At 47.7% G+C, this 16,620-nt stretch carries 14 protein-coding genes; 10 read left to right on the forward strand and 4 right to left on the reverse strand.

What is annotated here, in order from left to right:
- Window positions 1–213 precede the first annotated feature (213 nt).
- A complete protein-coding gene (locus ACJJIY_RS19245; protein WP_444896757.1) occupies window positions 214–1,695 on the forward strand; it encodes a ricin-type beta-trefoil lectin domain protein in 1,482 nt (493 codons plus the stop codon).
- 114 nt (window positions 1,696–1,809) lie between these two features.
- Here the strand turns inward: ACJJIY_RS19245 and ACJJIY_RS19250 are convergent, their stop codons facing one another.
- The 4 genes from ACJJIY_RS19250 to ACJJIY_RS19265 all read right to left on the reverse strand — a co-directional run bounded on the left by ACJJIY_RS19250 (window position 1,810) and on the right by ACJJIY_RS19265 (window position 8,763).
- The gene (locus ACJJIY_RS19250) at window positions 1,810–4,233 is read right to left on the reverse strand and encodes a PKD domain-containing protein (RefSeq protein WP_444896756.1); all 2,424 of its coding nucleotides are present in this window, start codon (window positions 4,231–4,233) and stop codon (window positions 1,810–1,812) included.
- 18 nt (window positions 4,234–4,251) lie between these two features.
- On the reverse strand, window positions 4,252–6,969 hold the full coding sequence (locus tag ACJJIY_RS19255; protein ID WP_445358636.1) for a TonB-dependent receptor: 2,718 nt from the start codon (window positions 6,967–6,969) through the stop codon (window positions 4,252–4,254).
- A 262-nt stretch (window positions 6,970–7,231) separates the two neighbouring features.
- A complete protein-coding gene (locus ACJJIY_RS19260) occupies window positions 7,232–8,218 on the reverse strand; it encodes a FecR domain-containing protein (RefSeq protein WP_444916138.1) in 987 nt (328 codons plus the stop codon).
- 29 nt (window positions 8,219–8,247) lie between these two features.
- Window positions 8,248–8,763: a sigma-70 family RNA polymerase sigma factor gene (locus ACJJIY_RS19265; RefSeq protein ID WP_445358637.1), complete on the reverse strand. Its 516-nt coding sequence runs from the start codon at window positions 8,761–8,763 to the stop codon at window positions 8,248–8,250.
- Between the two features lie 227 nt (window positions 8,764–8,990).
- On the opposite strand from ACJJIY_RS19265, the gene ACJJIY_RS19270 reads away from it, so the two are divergent.
- The 9 genes from ACJJIY_RS19270 to ACJJIY_RS19310 all read left to right on the forward strand — a co-directional run bounded on the left by ACJJIY_RS19270 (window position 8,991) and on the right by ACJJIY_RS19310 (window position 15,854).
- On the forward strand, window positions 8,991–9,623 hold the full coding sequence (locus ACJJIY_RS19270; RefSeq protein ID WP_445358638.1) for a biliverdin-producing heme oxygenase: 633 nt from the start codon (window positions 8,991–8,993) through the stop codon (window positions 9,621–9,623).
- A 31-nt stretch (window positions 9,624–9,654) separates the two neighbouring features.
- Window positions 9,655–10,608 carry a tonB-system energizer ExbB gene (gene exbB, locus ACJJIY_RS19275; protein ID WP_445358639.1) on the forward strand — a complete coding sequence of 318 codons (954 nt, stop codon included), beginning with the start codon at window positions 9,655–9,657 and terminating at the stop codon, window positions 10,606–10,608.
- Window positions 10,608–11,042, forward strand: coding sequence for a TonB system transport protein ExbD (gene exbD, locus ACJJIY_RS19280; RefSeq protein WP_444916137.1), 435 nt, complete (start codon window positions 10,608–10,610; stop codon window positions 11,040–11,042). Before exbB ends, exbD begins: the two co-directional genes overlap by 1 nt.
- Window positions 11,039–11,875 carry an energy transducer TonB gene (locus tag ACJJIY_RS19285; RefSeq protein ID WP_445358640.1) on the forward strand — a complete coding sequence of 279 codons (837 nt, stop codon included), beginning with the start codon at window positions 11,039–11,041 and terminating at the stop codon, window positions 11,873–11,875. The genes exbD and ACJJIY_RS19285 overlap by 4 nt, the downstream gene beginning before the upstream one ends.
- A 239-nt stretch (window positions 11,876–12,114) precedes the next feature.
- Window positions 12,115–12,531, forward strand: a complete 417-nt coding sequence (locus ACJJIY_RS19290) for a YbaN family protein (RefSeq protein ID WP_445358641.1) — start codon at window positions 12,115–12,117, stop codon at window positions 12,529–12,531.
- Between the two features lie 89 nt (window positions 12,532–12,620).
- Window positions 12,621–13,064 (forward strand): CopD family protein, encoded by a 444-nt coding sequence (locus ACJJIY_RS19295; protein ID WP_445358642.1) that lies wholly within the window; start codon window positions 12,621–12,623, stop codon window positions 13,062–13,064.
- A 112-nt stretch (window positions 13,065–13,176) separates the two neighbouring features.
- Window positions 13,177–13,794, forward strand: a complete 618-nt coding sequence (locus tag ACJJIY_RS19300) for a hypothetical protein (RefSeq protein WP_445358643.1) — start codon at window positions 13,177–13,179, stop codon at window positions 13,792–13,794.
- A gap of 182 nt (window positions 13,795–13,976) precedes the next feature.
- Complete coding sequence (locus tag ACJJIY_RS19305; RefSeq protein WP_413665226.1) at window positions 13,977–14,762, forward strand: PhzF family protein; 786 nt, start codon at window positions 13,977–13,979, stop codon at window positions 14,760–14,762.
- A gap of 483 nt (window positions 14,763–15,245) precedes the next feature.
- Window positions 15,246–15,854 carry a helix-turn-helix transcriptional regulator gene (locus tag ACJJIY_RS19310; RefSeq protein ID WP_444916134.1) on the forward strand — a complete coding sequence of 203 codons (609 nt, stop codon included), beginning with the start codon at window positions 15,246–15,248 and terminating at the stop codon, window positions 15,852–15,854.
- Window positions 15,855–16,620: the final 766 nt, after the last annotated feature.

Genomic DNA, 16,620 nt, shown 5'->3' on the forward strand with positions numbered 1-16,620 from the left:
CCTCACTGTCAACGCAAAAACTCCAAACACTTCCCTACTTACGAACACGAACAATTACCTGTAATCTAAACAAAAATCTATATACTCCAAGCCGTTTGACAAAAAAACAGTTAATTAACAGGCTTAAATTATCGAGCTCTGGTAACAAAGTATTAACACACTTCTTATATAACAAATAATAAATATATTATTAAAATGATAACAGGAACCCCAATGTCCTTCCTCAAAGTCTCTACAGGCGCTCTATGTCTATCACTTTGGATATCTATACCCAGCATCAGTAAAGCTGAGACTTTTCACTGGCCCGATTACCAAGCAGAAGCGGCCACCAGTGAGCGCCGTATTGATGAGCTTTATTACTTACAGCCCCATAACAGCTATGAGCGGCTAGAAAACGGTGAAACACTGACTGACTGGCTCGACAAAGGCTTTCGATCACTGGAAATCGATGTCGTAGATCACGGTGCCTGGCAAGGTAGCAGCCATGGGCCCTATGTTGCCCATGGACAAAACGACATCGGTAATCACATGTGCAATAGCAACGGAGACGATGATCATCTGGAACACTGTCTGGACGATATCAAATCCTGGCTCTCCATTAACACTATTGAAGCGCCAATAATGCTGTATATCGATATGAAAACCAATTTAGATTGGTTTAACGCCTGGTATGCAGATGAAATTTATTTGCTTGACCAGTATATCCAACAAGAGCTGGGCGACCTCCAGTACAGCTACCAGGATATGCTTACATATTTACAACAAATTTCTTCCTCAGAAAATTACCGTACCACGCTTAAAAGTACGGGATGGCCTAGCGTTGGCAACTTATTAAATAACGGCAAAAAAGTAATCGTTATTTTTACCGGAGGACAATCAGGCAACGTCAATAATCGAATGGAATCCGCATTAGACTCCTACGAGATGAGCGCATTTTTATGTCCTGATATAGATACCGCAGATCCAGAAGAATTTACCGGCTCCATTGATTCAATAGACAGCAGTAGTTCGCAAAGAATATTTTGCGGCAATGTCCAGGCTGGCGATCATTACCAGATAACAGCCAACGCAGCCGCTGAAACCAAACAGCTAATGCACCTATGGGATAGTTCTGGCGATTTTAGCAATACCGACTACGGCTATATATTTGCAGCAATCGCACATGGTGCCACTGCAATCGGGATAGATCCTGATACAGTCGCAACCACCCCCAATTATACCGGCATGGCAGTTCCTTTTGTCGGAGTAAGGAGAAGTCTTCCCGGCTATTTGAGAATCCGTTCTGCCTCAAATGCTGACTTGTGCATGACCGTCTCCCAGGGCTATAGCAATGGTTCAAACCTAAATATGAACAACTGTGGCTCCAGCAATGAACAACAGTTTGTTTATACTGCTGAAGGCCAACTCCGTCCCAAGGGTAATAATAAATACTGTGTTGACTTCAACACTGGCTCTGCTGATAACGGCGATAAAATGCACCTGTGGGATTGTGACGGCGGCAATTCGGAAAAATGGCAAATCCAGGAAAGTGGAATCATTCAGACTCGCGATAAGAACTGGACCTACTGTATAGACGCACCGGGTAGTTCAACCGAAGAGGGTGAGCGCCTTCAAATTTACAAATGTGATAAGAATGATAAGAGCCAGCAGTTTGTTTTAGAAGCAGTCAATGATTGGGCGCAGAATAGCTTTTAAGGTTTGATTACGATTAAAAAAGGGCGCCTTAGTAGGCGCCCTTTCTCAAAGAGGTCACAATGTTATAGAACCTCAGCAATAATATGTGTTACTGCAGAAGTAAGCTCTGAAAGATTAATTTAACTCCCCTGCTTCACACTGCCTCCAGCCCTCGCTAAAGATACCATCATCGATGGCTACCCAGGTTTCGTAGGTGAAGGTCAACTCCGGGATTTCTTTAATATTAAATGAGAAATGGAAGCCTTCTATTTTTTCATCTGTGCGCATACAGGGAACAGAGGGTACCCATGTCTTGAAGTCCAGAGACTCTCCCTCGCTAATAACCTGTCCCTCTGCAAGACCCTCGAACCATGGTGTAAGGCTAGCCAAACCGCCATTGATATGCTTCACCTGTACATTCTCAATGGTGTAATCGGCATCAACTGCAGTCAGAGACCATTGTAGGTATTCATCTTCGGTAGGGGATGTATCCCACCGTAAATCTGACGGAGTACCGTAGCTTGGAATATTTTCGTACGGCATGGGCAGCCAGAGGCTCTCATCCCAGGAATTGATGTTGCGCAGACGCACACCCTTAGCTTCGCTCATGGGCTCAACTTCTACAACAAAATCGTATTCCGGAGCATCGTCAATCAAATCTGTAGCGTAGTAGCGAAATACGTAGGTGCCCGCTTTGGAAAACACGGTACCAGTGGTATTTTCACAATCTTCACTATCTGGATAGTTGGTAAATTCACCACCTTCCGGCGTGCTGATCAACTCTTCATAAGTGAATACTTCATCGCCATCTGCATCAACTACCACAGGGCGATGCAACAGGGACATACAGGGCAGGATTTGGAAATAATCTTCATCAGTGGACAATCTACCCCAGTTGCGCGCCCAAACTACAGAGCGGATTTCTGGTGCAGTGTTGGAGACTTTGGCGAGACCATCATCTTCAGAGTAGGTCTTGGCATATAGACCACGATCATCACTCACGATCAAACGTGCAGTGTAGGAACCCGGCACATCAGTAATTACCTGAGCACGGCGAAGCTCACCACTCTCAGGTTCGGTGATTGCCTCAATTACGGCATTACTGCCATCGGGCCTGTCAACCAGTTCCCAGTGGAAGGTCATTTCATCATTATTAGGGTCGCTGCTGGAGGCATCAAATACCAATGCATCACCAACGAGTACAGATTTGGACTGAGCTTCGACACTACGGGTAGAAGGATAACCATTTACCTTGCCAATCTTGGCTTCCATGGTTGCTTCCAGGTCTATCTGATTGGTTCCATCAGATACGGTCATGCTTACGCGATAGGTACCAACCACATCCAGCTCTTGGATTTTCTTACCCAGCGGCTTCCAGGAACCAATATCAACGAGCTCGGCAACACTACCTTCAGGCTTTTCAATCAGCTCCGCTTCAATAATTTGTAGAGCATCACCCTCGGGGTCATAGCCAACAAAATTAAATTCAGCGCGAAGCCCCAGCTCTTGCTCACCAATACTGTAGGACGGGTAGTAACCAGTAGCCTCGATCTCACCAATTGGAGCTTCATTCGCCTCAGCTTCAGGGTCAGCCTCAACTACAATGGTTACTTCGCGCTCTTCACTCTTTCTGGCGCCATCAAAAACAAACAAAATTAAATTGTAAGTATCTGCTGCAATAGGAGTGAATTTAACGGTAGAGGTTGTCTCGCCTTCCAAATCGGGAACCGGAACACCATCAGTTTCCACTGGACTATAAGCCCACTTCCAGCGGTATTGCAGAGAGTTACCTTCCGGGTCATAACTTTCGCTTGCGTCCAGAACAACTTCTTCGCCGAGAGTAATAGTCTGGTCTTCTGTTACTGCAACAGGAGGTGCATCACCGGCGGAAACGGTTACCAGCACTTCCGCAGGCTCACTGTCAACTCCGTTGTAAGTAACAACTAATTCAAGCTTGTAGTCACCTTCGATATCCAGGTGCAGTGTAGCTTGACTAGAGTCACTGTTAGTCAGGTACGCAGCACTGTCGAGAGGCTTTTCAACCAGGGTCCATAAATATTCTAGATTTCCAGTCTCACCCGTTGGCGGAGTACTCAAGCTGCCATCAAGGCCCAGAGTATCTGTTCCGAGAATAATACTGTGCACCGGCTCAGTGATTGCCACTGGATTCGGGCTGGTTGCAGTCAGGGTCATACGAGCTGCTTCACTGGTTTCAGTACCGTCATCTACAATCAGGCTCACCACATAGTCGCCCGGGAGATCAGCAGTAAATTCAGTGTAGGCATCTTCAGTGCTGGTCAGCTCTGCCAAGCTAAGCTCAGGCCATTCAATCAGCTCCCAACGATAAGTCAGGCTTGCATCTCGCGGACTACTGCTATCAGTGCCATTCAATTGAACCGTAACATCGCCATCTGCCAGCGAGAAAGTGGTATCAGCAGGAGACAGCAAGCTGAAACTGGCAGTGGGCTTTTCCACTTTGTTATTTGAACCGCCACCACCACAGGCAACGAGTACGAGAGACAGACACAGTGTGCCCAACAGGGCCATTGCTCTTTTCATCTGTGGGACTCCAAATGTTTAATATTGATAAGTGAGACTGAGTCTTGCAGTACGCCCAGGTGCAGGCACCAAACCGAGGCTCAAGGCATCGATGTAATATTGATCGGTTACGTTGTCGACGGTGAAATCCACCGAAAAACTATCGTTAAATTGGAAGCTGGTATAAAAATCTAACAGTTCGTAGCTCTGCCACAGCACCGGCTCAGTAAATCCAGCTTGATCGCCGTAATAAGGAACAGGGTTTCGCTCCCCCATAAAAGTACCGCGCAGCCCGAATTCCAATTTTTCCTGGAATAAACGCAAGCCAATATGCGCACTGGCATGCCAGTTAGGTGGGACCATATTATTGAAATAACTGTTTTCTATACCCCAATCCGTGCAGTAAGTACGCACATAGCTGGCAACATCACAGACTTCAATGTGGCTGTATTTGGTAGCACTCAGCTCAACTAACCACCAGAGGGCATCGTATCCAAGGTTGAACTCAAAACCTTCAAGGTCGAGGCTATCGATATTTCGCATACGGAATAAATCGGAGATACCGCTACCTTGCTTTTCTTCATCGGCGTTGACCCCGGTGCGAGTCAAATAGTCGTCAACATGGTTTTCGAAGTAAGCAACTTTCGCTCGGAGTTGATGATGAGTTTCAAATAACTGGCCGTTAAGATAATTAATCCCAACCTCATTATTTTTTGCATGCTCAGGCTTAAGGGTGATATCCAGTGCGGGGCTCGATGAGAAACCAGTGGTACCTTCAAACAGGCTCGGCATACGCAAAGCCTGCGCATGGCGGGCATAGAATTGCAAACCCTTGATCGGCTCCCATGTCAAAACCACAATAGGTGCAGTGCCGGAGCGACTATTGCTGTAGTAAACGTCCTCACAGCCCCCTTCCCCATTATCTACACAAAAATCGGAATCAATGCTCAACGGGAGGGGATTATTGTCTTTTGAAGAGAAATGGGTATAACGAACTCCAGACTCCAGCGTCCACTCCGGCCACGGTTGCCATTCAATACCGGTGAACAAGCTGTACTCATCGCGCCCACCACTGCGGGAACCGGCATAAATACCTTCAGCGGTCTGGGTATCGCTATCCAAGTCTTCCCACTGTGCAGAAACACCATAATCCCAGCGCAATTCACCCATGGGGTAGAAGCGCATACTATTGGTGATATCAAGGCCAAAGCGCTGATAATCATCATTTCGCGCAATATTATCCTCCAGCTCGATAGAGAATATATTCGGTGTGTTCAGATCAGTGACCGCATCGGTGTGCCAAAAATTGACACGCAAGTCGGCCCAATCATATTCCACCGGCTGCCAACGATAGCGTGCAGTGTAGGTTTGGTTAAGCACTTCACTATCGAGCCACTCGCGCGCCTGACCGAAATTTGAAAGAACCTGCGAGGGCATCATCTCACCAAAGATACTGTTATAGCGGATATAGCCCAGCTCAAGACTTTGGTCTTTTGGCAAATGGAGACTGCTTTTTAACAACCAGGAATCGCTAGAAAAACTAGTATTCGGAATCCGCTCCCCGGCGCGGTAAGGGATGCTTTCTCCCAGTTCACTCTCCAGTTCAACCTTAGTCTCGGTATACCAAGCCATTTCTTGAGGCTCACCAATAACCACTTCCGGCGCGGGGCCATCAGTACCCGCATAGTAATTTCCCTGTTCGCGCTGGGCGTGAGCCAATACCAGATCACCCCACTCAAAACGCTGGGCGCCCGCAAAGCTCGCCGCGTAACCCTCAAAATCCAACAGGCTGGGCCTATCCATTCCATGGTCCGGCGCAAAGCTGTCCGGCATTGTATAGTCAGCGGTGCAATCACTTGCAAAACGGCAATCGGAGCGATAAACAGGGCGAGGCAAGTGGTAACCAGCGTAAGTACCAGCCTCTGGAGCCTCGCTATTGTTTCCGATACCACTGACACGAACACGGAAACCCGACAATTCGCCGGGTTTTACGACATCTTCTGCTCGCAGGGTATTTACACTGACAATGCCACCGGTAGCGCCAGTGCCCTCGGCACCCATTACGGGGCCTTTATCAATACGCACGGACCCAATCAGATCTGGGTCAATATAACTGCGACTGGAAACCCCGGCATAACCGCGATAAATCGTTGTTTCCTGACGACTGCCATCGATTAAGACAGGAACCCTGCCCTGCCCTTGCATACCGCGAATATTGACATCCAGACCACCGGAATTGCGGTTTTCACTGATAAGTACACCGGGAGTGCCCTGGAAAATATCGCCAACACTGGTACCGCGAAAGCGCTCAATATTTTCCTGGGTGAGGATATTTACAGAGGCGGATTCGCGAAATGCTTGGTCTTTCTCACCGCCATCACGAGTCTCAACCTGAATGCTGTCCAGCACCATCAGATCCTGCTCGCCAGCGGACTGGATCAGCCAGGCACCACTACCAACGGGAACCGCTTGCAGGTTGGTACCGCGCAACAAGCTCAACAGAGCTTCTTCTGCACGATAGCTGCCAAATAGTGCTGGAACAGAAATAGTTTCCACCAGGTTCTCGTCGAAAGAGAGCGTTACCCCAGCCTGACGCGAGTAGAGGTTGAGCACATCTCCCAGATTGCCCGCAGGCAAACTGAATTCGATCAACGCTGTGTTGCCCTGCTGGGCTTGCGCAAAACTCGATACGGGAACTACGGCCAACAACAGTGCCAACAAGGTGAGCAAAATATGTTTTGGGGCGCGGGACTGCATTTAAGCGGCTTCCTATTCTCAGGTGTATAACTAGGAAGCCGAACGAAAATCAAAAACCCGTAATCTAAATGAGAATTATTTTGTTTTTTTTGCTTCGGAGGGAAAACTAGCAATCAAAGGCGTCATCAAAAATAAAAAATGACACCTTCGGATAACTTTTTGTGGTCATCTGGCAATAAGAGCAGGAATTAAAGGTTGCCCGTTCCGAAAAAACCGTCGGCTCGGACGAACAGGGGAAGGCAGGGAGCGATGCGACTTACTATCAGCCCGGCAATTGAATCGTTGCCCACCAACGCGTGGTATAGCTCAGTTCAGCTCCCGCCGAACGCGCCAATATTTTTAGGATGGTATCGATATCGTGAAGCTGGAAAACCCCGGAAACCTGGTGATCTCTTAATGCCGGATCACAGCGTAAAAAACCAACACGATAGCGAGACAACTCTTCAAGCAGCGCTCCTAATGGCATACTCCGAGCTGAAAGTACCCCGTCAATCCATCCGCTGTAATCAAACATCTTGCTGTTTAGAGCGAATGAATCGGCGCCAGTAAGGCGATAAGCCTCACCCGCCTTAACTGCAAAGGGCTCTATATCCGCACTCGGTTGAACCTGCACCCCACCTTCCACAACCTGCAAAATCGTGTGGTCATCGCCCTTGCGCACAAAAAAGCGCGAGTCACGGGAAATCAGCTGCCCCTGAGGCACCGATACCTGCATTGGCCTCGGGTCAGCGGCACTGGTCAAGTGCATTTCACCTTTAGTCAGCACAAGGGAACGGATTGCTGTGCCCGACTCCCACTCAATGGCACTACCGGTGTTTAGCCAGACTTGGCTCTTATCATCCAGAGTATATTGGGCCGGCTTAGAACCAGAGGAATAGTCAGCGGACATATACTTCAGCAAACCGGTGTCATATCCCACCAGGCCAACGGCAAAAGCCCCAAGGACACCACCACCCATGCTTTTAAGAGCAGCCCTGCGATTTAAACGGCGAATTTCTGCATCGGTTTGATTTAGGGTGGAATGGGCCAAACGCGGCGCTCGGCGAGCCACCGTATCTAGAGGCGACTCCATCCGCTCAAAACGCTGCCACGCCAGTTCATGCAGAGGGTCCGCCGAACGCCATTGACTGCAAGCATCGCGCTCTGAGTCAAGCGCCTCGCCGGAACCCAGGCGAACGCGCCAGCTAACGGCTTGCAACAGTACTGCTTCAGGAATTTTTTCTCTATTTTTTTCTGGGGCGTTTGACATCGGCAAGCAAGTTCCAAGTCCATAGAAAATTATTCGTTATCGTACGCGGCGGCATAGCACTTGAGCATGGCTTTTGCGATATATTTCTCTACTGAGGAAAGGCTCAGCCCCTGCTGCTCAGCCACCTGGCGGTATGTTAAGCCGTCTAGCCTCGCCATTAGAAATACCGTTTTCTCTATCGGGCGCAGACCACTGAGCAATTGATCAATTTGCTCCAAAAGCCCCAATAGCTCCCACTTATCTTCTGGGGAGGGACATTCCGGTTCCGGCAAATTTTCCAGCAGCGCTAAATAATTTTTCTCCAGCACTTGGCGACGGGCTTGGTCGATCAGCAGGTTCCCGGCCACTTTGGTTAACCAGGCCCTCGGACTTCGAATTCCCGCAGACAGGCTCGGCCTATCCAGCAGACGAATAAAAGTGTCCTGAGCTAAATCCTGGGCATTATCAACACCGGAAGTTCGGCGCGCTATCCAACGGACAAGCCACTCGTGGTGCTCTTGGTAAAGCTCATCAAATCCTGGGGTTGAAGGGGTTTCCGGGGCCAAAACTCAGACCTTGCGCTGTAATCTTTTGAGGGCGGGGACTGTAAATGATATCTATTCTCATTTAAAGTAGCTGAGCTGAGAATGTTATATCAATTTGGAATAACCCGGTGAATTTTTCAAAAAATATTGATCAACGGGATGGGTTAATTTGAATTTGGTCCGTCACCCATTACAAAGCCACCGGAATAACCGGGCGGTTATTGTTTAATTTGTTTTGGAAAAATCCCGTGAGCAATCCAGCAGAATGCCAATCCGTTGAACCGACAGAGCCCACCTTTTCCGCTTGGCTGAAAGAAGGCACTAATACGACCCACGAGAGTCTAGATAAACGCATTATGTCCCTGTCACCATTTTCCAATCGCGAGCGATATGCACTGTTTGTTCGCACGCAGTCGCGACTGCATCAAGCGGTGTCTGATTGGTTTCAAAGTGACGAATTAAATAATTTTTTGCCCGGCCTGAAAGAGAGAGACCGCTCTGAAGCAGTCCTCCAGGACTGTGCTGATTTCGAAATGCCCGAGAGCGATTTAAAAGCTGATCAACAAGCCGCAGCAGAAGTCACAATTACTGATTTCCACTCTGCACTGGGCTGGCTCTACGTAGTTGAAGGCTCCAACTTAGGAGCGGCATTCCTTCTCAAGTACGCGCGCAAACATCTGGATTTATCAGAAGAGTTCGGCGCACGCCACTTGGCAGGACATGAAGACGGTCGCGGGTTACACTGGCGCCAATTCAAAACTGCGTTAAATGCTCTTGCACTCAACCAAGAGCAAAAAGAAATAGCCCTCAATGGGGCCAAACAAGCCTTTGCTTTTGCACGACAAAATGTCGAACAATTATTAGCGCCCGCTACACCCTAATTTATTTTTCACCTGAAGCCAGGAGTCGGTAATGAAAATCTGGACTGTAATTTTATTGTGCCTGCTAGGCAGCACATTGGGCCCATTGCCGGCTTTAGCGCAGGAAAATAATTCCAACTCAAGCGAACAAAGCAATACAGAAATAGTTCTCGAGGGAGATGTGGAAACCTCCGTGGGGTTGCAAGAAAATCAAGACAACTCTACCTCGACCGCAACCTCCAACATTGGAGATACCGCTTTCAGCGCACACGATTTATCTCCCATGGGAATGTATCACGCCGCGGATATCATCGTTAAAAGCGTAATGATCGGCCTACTCTTGGCCTCTGTTTTAACCTGGGCGATTTGGCTTTTTAAAACCGTGCAGCTGGTAATAACACGTCGCAAGGCCAAACAATTATTGGCAACCCTGATCCAAAGCAAGACGTTCGCCAATGCCGAATCAAAGCTTTCAGGCCAAACCGGCGGTGCCCTGTTATTGGTAGAAGCGAGTCGCCACGAACTCGACTTATCTTCAGGTGGCCCAGTGTCAGATGACGGCTTAAAAGAACGTGTTCTGGCTCGCCTGGAAAGAGTCCAGGCCTCTCTCGCTACCGACATGAACCGTGGCACCGGAATTCTGGCAACCATCGGTTCCGTCGCCCCCTTTGTCGGTCTATTCGGTACGGTATGGGGGATCATGAACAGCTTCATCGGTATCGCAAAAACCCAAACCACAAACCTGGCCGTAGTGGCTCCAGGTATTGCGGAAGCCCTGCTGGCAACTGCGATCGGCCTGGTTGCTGCGATTCCGGCGGTAGTGATCTACAACTACTTTTCCCGGGCTATCGGCAATTATCGCGCGGTATTGGCCGATAATGTCACCGCCTTAATGGTACTGATTAGTCGGGACCTGGATCGCCACCATCCAAATGCGCGCCCGCTCGCCGAACTGGTTAGCGCGAACAAAAAGCGCGCAGTACCGCAGGTTCAGGGCGTCAACTAATGGCATTCAATCTCAACAGCAGCAATAGCGAAGAACTGCCAGAACAGCACGATATCAATGTCACACCTTTTATCGATGTGATGCTGGTATTGCTAATTATTTTTATGGTTGCGGCTCCGTTGGCCACTGTAAGCGTGCCCGTCAATCTACCCTCGGCGACAGCTCCACAACAACCCCAGGCAGAAGATCCGAAATATCTCACCCTGCAAAAGGACCTCACCCTGACTCTCGGTGAGGACAAAGTTATTGTGCGGGAAAACTTGGCTGCTGAACTCCAGGCAAGTGAAATTGGCACAGAACAGCAAATCCTGCTGCGTGCCGACAGCAAAGTGGAATATGGGGATTTGATGGACCTGATGAACCGCCTTGCCAGTGCCGGATACCAGAAAATCGCTCTGGTAGGTCTGGATAAACCGGCGACCGTAAACCAATGAGCCTCTTGGCCGGACCGAAGGTAAAATCTGCAAGGCGTCCGCGATTTTTTCTATCGCTCTGCGCCTTTTGCTGCGCCCTAGCCCTTCACGGACTTATTGCCGTCTATTTTTTATGGCAGCCCAAATCCGAACTGGCGCTGCCGCCTGCTGCAGCACCACAGGTATTTGAAGTCAGTATGGTAGCCGCTCCAGTGGCACCACCCACGTCGCTACCGGTAGGTCCTCAACAACAGGAATCCTCTCCCGCAAACCAGCAGAGCAACGAGCCACAAAAAACCTCTGCGCAGTCAGAGCCTGTTATTTTGCCAGAAGCCCCCTCGGAAATTGCCATTGAGAAGCCCGAAGAGGAGCCCCCCACGGAGGAAAAGGAAGAGACCCCTGAGCCAGTGGAAGAGAAGGAAATCGCACAGCAACAAGACTCCAGTGGAGAGGCTACTGGAGAAACTGTTGTTGAAGAAACATCAGCCCCTCTCGCGGCAGATGTAGCAGAAGCAGAGCAAGCTGCAGCACCGGAAGTGGGCGCCTTGAACCAGAGGGAATCACAAGCCAGATTAACCTGGCAGAACCAATTACAGGCTCACCTTGAGCGAAGAAAACGCTACCCCCGTAGCGCCCAAATACGGCGTCAACAAGGTATTCCCTGGGTACAATTCACGATGGACAGAAAAGGCAAAGTACTAAAGGTTGAGCTGCACCGAGCCAGTGGCATATCGTCTCTCGACCGAGAAGTCGTGGCCTTGGTGCGCAGGGCAGAACCACTGCCTAGACCACCAGAAGAGGTACCCGGTGATCCTCTGACAATGGCCGTTCCGGTCGAATTTTTTATTCGTTAACCAAAATAAATTGCTTTCTCAGAACTGGGAGGCCTGGCATCACATAAACCAGAAAGTCACATCCCTGGACAGAGGAAATGATCCACATAATCCGTTACCCTGCACTAGCGACCTATCGGCCTGCTGACTCTATTGACTAGGTGCTGGGTAAACTGCTTATGAGCAAGCAGACCAAGCGGACAAATATTGTTACTTTTGATGCACGACTACTGCAATAAGCTAGAAGGTAGAGGTACCGAATGAAAGAATCCACTGAAGACAGCGTAATGTCCTACTCCCCGCCTCTGGCAAAGGGCTGGATGCGCTGGCTGTGGGGCGCCGCTGCTTGCTTTTTTATCGCCCTTGGCATTATCGGAGCCATTCTTCCCGGCCTGCCGTCGGCTGTATTTATTGTCCTCGGTGCCTGGGCCGCATCACGCAGCTCCCAGCGCCTGCACCAATGGATCGAAGAACACCATCTCTTTGGGCATCTATTGCGGACTTGGCGCAGTGGTTATGTAAGCCGCAGAACCAAGTTACTGGCCAGCCTGACAATGGCTATATCCCTGGCTTTTGCCATTCTTCATATCAGTAATATTTACCTTCTTTGCTTTACCGTTGGCGGCATCAGCTGCGGCGCCTACTGGATTTGGTCCCGGCCGGAACCCAGGGAGTAGACAACGCTACTTTCTACCCCTATTTGGCAGCAGACACTCGTAGATTTTAGCGCTATAGTCCCCCAACAAGGATTTGTCTGGGGGACAGGATGTACAACGTAGTACTTTTTCTTCACCTTCTAGGTGCAACAATTTGGACCGGTGGGCACCTGATACTTGCCTGCACAATACTGCCCAAAGTTTTACGGGATAAGGATGTAGCCTTTCTTTCCCGGTTTGAAAACAGCTACGAAAAGATCGGCATCCCCGCCCTGCTCATTCAAATACTCTCCGGGTTGTATCTCTCATATACCCTACTGCCTGACTTATCCCAGTGGTTCAACTTCTCCAATCCAATTTCTCGCCTGGTATCCTTCAAACTGATTCTTTTGGCATGCACTTTCTTACTGGCAATTGACGCAAGGCTGCGAATCATTCCAAATCTTTCTGAAAAAAATCTCACTGCACTGGCATACCATATTATCCCAGTTACAGTACTGTCCGTTCTCTTTGCTTTTGTTGGAATTTCATTTCGAACGGGATGGTTGTTTTAGATTGCGCCCCAGCGCACATACTGCTGAATCAGAAGGAGATGCCAAAAACGTCCCCACTGGCTTGCTTGATCGATATACTGAGCAAAAATGGGATATGACAGGAGTTCGGGGTTTGTCTATAGCTGAATACTATGAAGTGATTTTCGATACGCTGGAAAAAAACGAATCCATCCAAGACGGCCTTGAAAACCTTTCTTTTTGGGCTGATGGCCGAACCCCCAATTTGGCATGGCTAAAGCTGCCCACTATGCTAGGAACTGATGAACTTGACCTAGCCCAAACATGGTTCGATACAGAACTGGTAGCTGCTGGGGACTCGCTTCCTCCTTCAGTCCTATATTTCGAGCTGCGTGAATTCAGAGATAGTATCGGCCGGGAATTCCCGGATATCAGCTTAACACTACTTCCTCAACTATTTAAAAGCAGACGGGATTGGATATATTCGAATTCTGATTTGGGCTCGAGATATTTGAGAAATATTGCAGCCTTGTGTAAAGGAGCTAACAAGCCGAAACACCTAAATAGAGACGGATACATTGGTTTCAGCTTATGCTATACATCCCTCCTAGCACGAGAACTCTGCAAAAACGAACAACTTCTCCAATACAGTGAAGAAGCACCGATTAAAATTGTTGTTGGATTTTCTTCTGGAGACCTTCTTGAGATTATGCGTATATCCAACGGCCTGCTTTATTACGAACGTCGCTTTGCGCAGTTAGAGAGCCTGTAAATAATTAGCTATATCTCTGTGGACTTTGAAGACCCGCCCTAAAGGACACCCAGGTATAAGTATCCTAGCTTCCCTTAGCCTTAGAAAATTGGTACCACAAAGCAATCTGGCATAAACACACCAACTATCACAATAATTTTATACTGACCGAAAATAGCATCTATTGCTCAAGGAAAAAACTAATGGAACTAGCAATTTATCAAGTAGATGCCTTTGCCTCCGAGGTATTTGAGGGTAATCCCGCTGCTGTATGCCCTCTTGATAACTGGCTTGCGGATGATACGCTGCAAAAGATAGCTGAGGAAAACAATCTCTCTGAAACCGCATTCTTTGTTAAAAATGAAGATTCCTTTTCTCTGAGATGGTTTACTCCTGAGGCAGAAGTAGATTTATGTGGCCACGCCACACTCGCAGCTGCCCACGTTCTATTTACTCATTTAAGATACTCAGGCCAAACCATCCAGTTTGATACAAAAAGCGGCCCACTGTTAGTCCAGAGATCGGGAGTTGTCTATAGCATGGACTTTCCGGCTAGCATTCCGGTATCCACAGAAGCACCTGATGCTCTTATTGATGGCCTCGGCATCACTCCGCAAGAAGTTCTGTGTGCATATGATTATATAGCTGTGTTGGGTAGCGAAACCGATCTAAAATCTGTAAATCCAAATTTTATAAAACTCTCCCAGCTGGATAAACGAGGAGTTGTCATTACCGCTCCTGGGGCAAGTAACGATGTTGATTTCGTTAGCCGATGCTTCTATCCAAAATTAAGGGTAAACGAAGATCCTGTGACAGGGTCAGCGCACTGTCAACTGGCACCATATTGGAGCCAACAATTTAAAAAGGATGTACTTTTAGCTAAGCAACTCTCCAAGCGGACTGGACTAATTCACTGCGAACTGCATAGTAACAGAGTCTCTCTCAAGGGAGGCGCTATAGATTATCTTCACGGTAGTATTAAGATTTAATGGCTTGGAGAGTTAAATTTATATAAGGAGCCTCTAAATAAATCCGTGATGCTTCTGGCTCACAGAGATATTACGGAATTGTTCAGAAGCTCCATAAGTCATCTTGCTACATATTCTCATTGAAAGCTCTTTGGCTTTGCTTAGTGGTAACCTTCCCCCCCAAAAAGCTACTATCCGAATCTCCAGTTACAAGCTGACTCAACTCCCTAGCTTTTTACTTATCTCAAAGTGAGAACTTAGAGCCTATAGATGTCTTCCCGACCCAGAATATGAATTCAGGGCAATAGTTAAAGATTGTGCGCCCCTTGTAGTACATCAGTGAATCACCTAACCTTCAAACACGCCCACCATTGACCGCAATTTGCACAGATAGCCTATTGTTTGGACAAAGTCATATAGCTGTCAGACAGGTGTCGCAAGAATATCGTAACCAATAAGGACTGCCCCCCTGAAAATGGAGCTCAAGTTTCAGAGGGCAGAAGTATGGAAGTGAAAGTTAACTCAAAGAAAATTATTAAACTGAGAACAACTAGGGCTTGGAGTCAACAACAACTAGCCGATGTTGCATCATTAAGCCTTAGAACCATTCAACGGATAGAAAAAAGTGGAAATGCCTCTCAAGATTCAATAAAAGCAATATCTTCAGCATTTTCACTGAAGCCCATAGATATAATCCTTCAGGAAAACCCAAAAATATCAATGGCCAAGCAGGGCAGAAAATATCTCACCGCAATATTGGCCCTGGGTACGACTTTACTCTTGTATACCTCCTTATCGTCAGCTTCTCCAATAATGCTTAAGGTAGATGCTAGCACCAGAAACGAGAACCTGGCCTCCGTCCGCCTCCTCAATAACGAAGGAGATGAAAGCGAAATCCAAATCGAAAACACACTTAGGTTCGAGGTATCTGCCGAACAAGTTTCTGAAAATCAAATTCGATTGCAGACAAAAATATATGAATTTGGGGCTTCTAGTGGTTATAAGCAGATAGCACGTCCCATTCTGGTGACAGGGTTCAACCAAGCTGCAGAGGTAGAGTTTAAAACTTCAAACGGAACTCCGTTTAAAATCCAAATTACCCCTGAAATTTAGCCAGCCCAGCAAGGCTGGCACCCCTGCCAACGCCACCAAAAATATCTCTTGGGCCTACCTTTTTGTGGGTGGGACTGAGAGGTATGCAGTGAGTGATATATCCTAGCAAAAACTGCCTGCAGCTCCACCCTGTGAAAACAGCCTTCCTGAAGACACCCAATAGTCATTGCAAATAAGTGCACACTTACATTTAGGATAGAATTTTGAAAGCGCAAGAATGCGAGGCTCAGACATTAATCCAAATGCCAACATAAACAATTCTTTACATAGGAATACATCGCATATTGCAACAATATTTTAATCCACAAATCATTAGCGGATTAAAAAACAGGAAACGACGATCATCACGACCAAAAGGTGCTACAAGTCACACTTTTAGCATGCAATCCGTGCTAAATTCAGCGCATTCAAGTCGAGGTCAGCTTGATTGATTGCCAGACCGAAAACGCTGGTAAGCTCGCTGTAGGTAGTATTCCAATCATATATTGTTTTGTGCCAATAGGCTCGATACCCATCAGCAGACAATTAGAAGTATGCCCTCCACAAAAGGAAGTAAATATTTACTTACAGGTCGAGCCTGAAGTAAATAGCGAGAATATAGCGATATCAACAGCAATCGCAAAAATCGATCGTAGCTTAAGGTCAGAAGAGCCTCTTCTTCACCTTGATGCAAGCACGAGAAAACGGGCATTGCAACTTTACGAGAGAGACGAAAACTGTAAAAGGACAAAGGAAGTCGTTCTTAAGGTATGTGCACAATAGGGAA

It is taken from the genome of Microbulbifer maximicatervae (SeqCode) (genome assembly GCF_052468155.1).